The organism is Salipiger sp. 1_MG-2023 (genome assembly GCF_030547555.1).
Lineage (GTDB): Bacteria > Pseudomonadota > Alphaproteobacteria > Rhodobacterales > Rhodobacteraceae > Salipiger.
This window is the reverse complement of record NZ_JAUOQN010000123.1, coordinates 1-3,833: the sequence shown is the minus strand read 5'-3', so window position 1 is coordinate 3,833 and position 3,833 is coordinate 1. Positions and strand designations below refer to the sequence as shown.

The following is a 3,833-nucleotide window of genomic DNA, read 5'->3' as shown; positions in this document are numbered from 1 at the left end:
CCGCCGTGGCGACCTGATCAGCCTTGGACCTCTCCGAAGGTCGGCGCTCTTACACCACCTCTCGGGGCACTACCGCCGCAGCGTGTGTCCTGAGCCCCGATGCGGCGCTTGCAGAGCTGGTGCGCCGCCGCACGGCACAGGCCCGCACCCTGATGACAACCTACCAACTCCGGGGCGTTCCCGCCCTAATTGCCGAAGTCGATGGCACGCGTAGCGCGCTGGATGCGAGCACGCTCTATTCCGGCCCCGATGCTGTGCGCGCCGCGCTCAAGCTGCGCTGATCCTTCTACAACCAAAGGACAAAACCCATGAACCGCAGAGACATCCTGAAACTGACCACCGCAGCCGGAGCCGCTGCCATGATGGCACCCGGCCTCTCCTTCGCGGATGCGAATGGGCTGACCTGGACCCATTTCCCTGCCGGCGAGAACGGCTTTTTCCGCGCACCGATCCTGGTCCAGGGCGCAACCGAGGCTGTGCTGATCGACGGCGGGTTCACCTTGCCGGATGGTCGCGCATTGGCCAAAGATATCAAAGCCACGGGCAAGAGTCTGACCACGATCTACATCAGCCAGAGCGATCCCGATTTCTACTTCAGCCTGCGCCCGATCGTCGAAGCCTTCCCCGAGGCCCGCGTCATTGCAGCCAGCGAAACCGTCGCGGCCATCAATGCCAACGTGGCGAAAAAGATCGAAACCTGGGGGCCGCAACTGGGCGAGAACGGCCCGGCGACGGTGGCAGAGGTGGTCATTCCCGAAGCGGATGACAACGGGACGCTCACGGTGGACGGCCATTCAATCGAAATCGTTCCCGCCGAAGGGCTGGCCAACCGCCGCTACCTGTGGATCGAGGATCTGCAGGCCGTGTTCGGCGGCGTGATGGTGTTCTCTGGCGTGCATGTCTGGACTGCGGACACGCCGACCAAGGAACAGCGCGCCGCATGGATCGCCAATCTGGACGCTATTGTTGCCCGCAACCCGCGGGTTATCGTGCCTGGCCACATGACCCCGGACGCGCCGATGGGTCTGGACGGCGTGCAATTCACCAAGAATTATCTGCTGGCGATTGAGGAAGAGCTCGACAAGGCGGATGGCTCGGAAGAGCTGATCGCCGCGATGACCGCCCGTTATCCCGATCTCGGCATGGGCGTGGCATTGAACGTCGGCGCCAAGGTTCTGACCGGCGAGATGAAATGGGGCTGATCCCCGCCAGAGCCGTTTCGTGGCGTGCGCCACTTGCACCAATTGAAAAAAGAGCGGCCACCTCACCTTGGCCGCTCTCGCCTCGTTTCGGATAAGCACAGATTACAGATTTTCGAGCGGCAAGGCGACGGCGGAGACGATGGTGTCCGCCATCTTGTCCGACTGCTTTTGAGTAGGGTCAGGACTCGTTCTCTCTCAAAGCCAGAAGATTACGGTCGCAGCCAGTGCGATAGCTGAGAAGAAGGTTTTTGGGCAGCGGTCATAACGGGTCGCAACCCTCCTCCAGTCCTTGAGCCTGCCAAACATGATCTCGATCCGGTTGCGACGTTTGTATCTGCGCTTGTCGTACTGGACGGGTGTCTTCCGTCTCTTCCGGCGCGGGATGTAAGGACGTATCTTCTTGCCCTGCAATGCTTCTCTGAACCAATCGGCATCATAGCCACGATCTCCGAGCAGCCATTTCACGTTGGGCAACCCGCTGACCAGAGCACGCGCCCCGATGTAATCGCTGACGGGTCCGGCAGTCAGGAACAGGTCGATGGGCTGGCCTTGGCTGTCGCAGACGGCGTGCAGCTTCATATTCATGCCGCCTTTGGTTCGGCCAATCAGACGCCCACGCCCCCCTTTTTGACGCCCAGGCTGGACGCCGTACGATGGGCCTTCAGATGAGTTGCGTCGATCATCACGGTCGTCTCTTCACCGTGCTCGGCCGCCAACCCCGCCATGATCCGGGCGAAGACGCCCCCGCTCGTGGCCTCTCTCGAACCAATGGCGTTTGGCCACTCACCTCCAACGCTTCCAGCGGTTATAGAGCGTCTTGTGCGGGCCGTATTCCCTCGGCGCATCTCGCCACCGCAAGCCGTTGCGATTGATGAAGATAATCCCGCTCAGGACACGCCGGTCATCAACCCTGGGCTTGCCGTGCGACTTGGGAAAGTAAGGCTCCAGACGCGCCATCTGCGCATCGCTCAACCAGAAAAGATCAGACATGTTCACCGCTCGTTTTCGAACGGTGAATCACGCTCGCCCAACCAAATCAATGGGTCCTGACCCTAAGACGATGGTGGGCAATATCGCGGCCGCCTACGGGGCTGTCGGCACGCTCGAATACACCCGGCATTACCCGGTGACGGTCAACCATGAGCGGGAAACCGAACTGGCCGCGATGGCGGCGCAAGAGGTGGCCGGCATCGAAAACGTCCACCTCGACATGCCGCAAACGCTGGGTGGTGAGGATTTCTCCTTCATGCTCAAAGAGGTTCCCGGCGCGATGATCAACGTCGGCAACGGCCCATCCGCAGGCCTTCATCACCCGAGATATGATTTCAACGACGAGGTGATCGCTTGGGGGAGTTCCTATTGGACGACCCTGGTGCGGCAGAGGTTGCCGCTGACCTGACAGCGTGCGTGGTCGTGGCGCTACCATGACGAACTTGTCCCATAATGCTTGCTTCCAACCTTGAGAAAGGATCACACCATCAAACCGTGGGATCAAACACCTCAGCCCGTCGCGCGTGATTGGCTGGTGGTAGGCGATGGAGGCCAGCACCGCGACGTCAAATTCATTCAGATCCAGCAACTGGTCGCCGACATCCGCCGCAGCGCGGATCGCGGCGGCGTAGATAGCCCGCGTCCGGAACATCCAGCCGCCAGCGACCTGGGCTATCTCGAGCGCCCGACCCTCCAGCTCGGCTGACAGGTCTTCAACCAGCAGATCGACCGAGGACCCCTGCCCCACCACACGCGCCAGATCCCCGCGCGGCACCGGCGAGGAAGAGGCAGACAGCACCGCCTCGATCCGGCGCATCCATTCGCGCCAGCGCAGCTCCGGCGGCAGGTCGGACAACTCGCGGTCAAGTTCAGGGTCGCGACAATCCTTCACCATCGCTCAGACCCCGTAGAGCCGGAAGGTATCGCGGCCCGTGAGTTCGCGCACCGCAGCGAGATCGACCAGCCGGTCGCAGAGCCGTCGCGCGGCGCGATCGGGCAACGGAAGGGCCGTGGGCGCCACGGCGTCGCGGGTCAGGAACATCTCGACGGCGACGCCCGCCGCCTTGGCCCGCAGCTTCGGGGTGACTGCCTTCAGATGCGCCGCCTGGCGGGTGAGGTCGGAGGAAACCCATCATCGCCCTGACCAGCTTTGCCCGGCTCTGTCGTCTCCAGCACTTGTTGGTAGACGGTGATGTCATTGCCCCGCCCAAGGTCGGGCGCAGCCCGTCCGCCATCGAGTTGCTCGACGAGATCGCCCGCCACCGAGGCGAAGGTGCGTGCGAAGAGACCGGTGCCAACGTGCCCGCACCGTTCATCGACCCCGAGAAGGCGCTGTTGGCCCTGCGGCTGGCCGCCAGTTTTGGCAGCGAGCCATCTTTCCTGACCACGCTGCGCCCCCGCGCCATCACCGTGGTCGAAGGCTTCGCGCCGGATCAGCTTGAGAATGCGGCGGAGGCAAATCCGGCCAAGCGGCGGTACAAAACCCGGCCAGTGTGGGGGTGCCAAGCGGTATGGCGCGCGCGCTCCCCGGATAGCTGTCGCGTGCCATGGCGCATTGGCCCGCAGGGGGCTCTGTTGCACAAAGCCGCTGATGGCCAAGCTGCCCCTTCCCCCGGACACACTTATCCTACAGCCTCGGTC

4 protein-coding genes and 3 pseudogenes are annotated in these 3,833 nt (G+C 62.9%); 3 read left to right on the top strand and 4 right to left on the bottom strand.

Translation table 11 applies throughout. The annotated features are described in order from the left end of the window. The first annotated feature begins 23 nt into the window (after nucleotides 1-23). Both Q4543_RS23915 and Q4543_RS23910 read left to right on the top strand, forming a co-directional pair. Nucleotides 24-281, top strand: coding sequence for a hypothetical protein (locus Q4543_RS23915; protein ID WP_303442579.1), 258 nt, complete (start codon nucleotides 24-26; stop codon nucleotides 279-281). Between the two features lie 27 nt (nucleotides 282-308). Then, complete coding sequence (locus Q4543_RS23910; RefSeq protein ID WP_303442576.1) at nucleotides 309-1,202, top strand: MBL fold metallo-hydrolase; 894 nt, start codon at nucleotides 309-311, stop codon at nucleotides 1,200-1,202. A gap of 195 nt (nucleotides 1,203-1,397) precedes the next feature. Here the strand turns inward: Q4543_RS23910 and Q4543_RS23905 are convergent. Further along, nucleotides 1,398-2,192 (bottom strand): annotated as a pseudogene (locus Q4543_RS23905) (IS5 family transposase). Here Q4543_RS23905 and Q4543_RS23900 point away from each other — a divergent pair. After that, nucleotides 2,191-2,601 carry a M20/M25/M40 family metallo-hydrolase gene (locus Q4543_RS23900; RefSeq protein ID WP_368502195.1) on the top strand — a complete coding sequence of 137 codons (411 nt, stop codon included), beginning with the start codon at nucleotides 2,191-2,193 and terminating at the stop codon, nucleotides 2,599-2,601. The pseudogene Q4543_RS23905 and the gene Q4543_RS23900 sit on opposite strands and share 2 nt — an antisense overlap. 99 nt (nucleotides 2,602-2,700) lie before the next feature. Here the strand turns inward: Q4543_RS23900 and Q4543_RS23895 are convergent. From Q4543_RS23895 to Q4543_RS23885, 3 genes and pseudogenes are all read right to left on the bottom strand, one after another. Further along, nucleotides 2,701-3,087: pseudogene (locus Q4543_RS23895) on the bottom strand (SMC-Scp complex subunit ScpB); the annotation flags it as partial. 3 nt (nucleotides 3,088-3,090) lie between these two features. Continuing rightward, nucleotides 3,091-3,318 (bottom strand): annotated as a pseudogene (locus Q4543_RS23890) (DUF1403 family protein); the annotation flags it as partial. Next, nucleotides 3,285-3,791, bottom strand: a complete 507-nt coding sequence (locus Q4543_RS23885; protein WP_303442574.1) for a hypothetical protein — start codon at nucleotides 3,789-3,791, stop codon at nucleotides 3,285-3,287. The pseudogene Q4543_RS23890 and the gene Q4543_RS23885, both read right to left, overlap by 34 nt. Nucleotides 3,792-3,833 lie beyond the last annotated feature (42 nt).